The sequence below is a fragment of the Kitasatospora sp. NPDC052868 genome (assembly GCF_044547105.1).
Taxonomy (GTDB): Bacteria; Actinomycetota; Actinomycetes; order Streptomycetales; family Streptomycetaceae; genus Kitasatospora.
On the sequence record NZ_JBITZW010000019.1, the window covers coordinates 1 to 1,385 of the forward strand.

The following is a 1,385-nucleotide window of genomic DNA, read 5'->3' on the forward strand; positions in this document are numbered from 1 at the left end:
CGCCCGGTTACATTCCGAACCCGGAAGCTAAGCCTCACAGCGCCGATGGTACTGCAGGGGGGACCCTGTGGGAGAGTAGGACGCCGCCGAACAATTATTCAAGGCCGCGGCCCCAGCGATTCGCTGGGGCCGCGGCCTTTTTTGTTTTTTCAAGCGTTTGCACGGCCGGCACACCAGGGACTTCCGCCCAGGCGCGGGGTGTCTCCGGATGTCGGACAATGGAGTAGGTGTGCGGCCACGAGGCCGGCATCGAACCGCGTGAGGGGCAGTGGTGTCGCCCAGTCCGCGGTGGAGCTGAAGCAGAAGGAGTCACCACAATGTCGAACCAGCCCCAGGACCGTCCCGAGCGTCGATCGGACGACGGCCGCGGCTACGAGCCCCGGTCGCGCGGGGGCTGGTCCAACGACCGTGGTCCGCGTCGTGACGACCGTGACGACCGTCCGCGTCGTGACGACCGTCCGTCCGGTGGCGGTTTCAACCGCGACCGCGATGACCGCCCGCGTCGCGATGACCGTCCGTCCGGTGGCGGCGGTTACCGCGGTGGTGACCGCCCCCAGGGTGGTGGCTACCGTGGTGGCGACCGTCCGCAGGGTGGCGGTTTCAACCGCGACCGTGACGACCGTGGCGGGTTCAACCGCGACCGCGGTGACCGCCCCCAGGGTGGTGGCTACCGCGGCGACCGTCCCCAGGGTGGCGGTTTCAACCGCGACCGTGACGACCGCGGTGGCTTCCGTCGTGACGACCGTCCCTCCGGTGGTGGCTTCAACCGTGACCGCGGCGACCGCCCCTCCGGTGGTGGCTTCAACCGTGACCGTGACGACCGTGGCGGGTTCAACCGCGACCGCGGTGACCGCCCCCAGGGTGGTGGCTACCGTGGCGACCGTCCCCAGGGTGGCGGTTTCAACCGCGACCGCGATGACCGCGGTGGCTTCCGTCGCGACGACCGCCCCCAGGGTGGCGGTTTCAACCGCGACCGTGACGACCGCGGTGGCTTCCGTCGCGACGACCGCCCCTCCGGTGGTGGCTTCAACCGTGACCGGGATGACCGTGGCGGGTTCAACCGCGACCGCGGTGACCGCCCCCAGGGTGGTGGCTACCGTGGCGACCGTCCCCAGGGTGGCGGTTTCAACCGTGACCGTGACGACCGCGGTGGCTTCCGTCGTGACGACCGTCCCTCCGGTGGTGGCTTCAACCGTGACCGCGGTGACCGCCCCTCCGGTGGTGGGTTCAACCGTGACCGTGACGACCGTGGCGGCTTCCGTCGTGACGACCGTCCCTCCGGTGGCGGGTTCAACCGTGACCGCGGTGACCGCCCCTCCGGTGGTGGGTTCAACCGTGACCGTGACGACCGTGGCGGCTTCCGTCGTGACGACCGTCCCTCCGGA

At 70.2% G+C, this 1,385-nt stretch carries 1 rRNA gene and 1 pseudogene; both read left to right on the forward strand.

The window, feature by feature from the left end:
• A 5S ribosomal RNA gene (gene rrf, locus ACIGZJ_RS26945) occupies window positions 1-92 on the forward strand; the annotation flags it as partial.
• A 408-nt stretch (window positions 93-500) separates the two neighbouring features.
• Window positions 501-1,385: pseudogene (locus ACIGZJ_RS26950) on the forward strand (tetratricopeptide repeat protein); the annotation flags it as partial.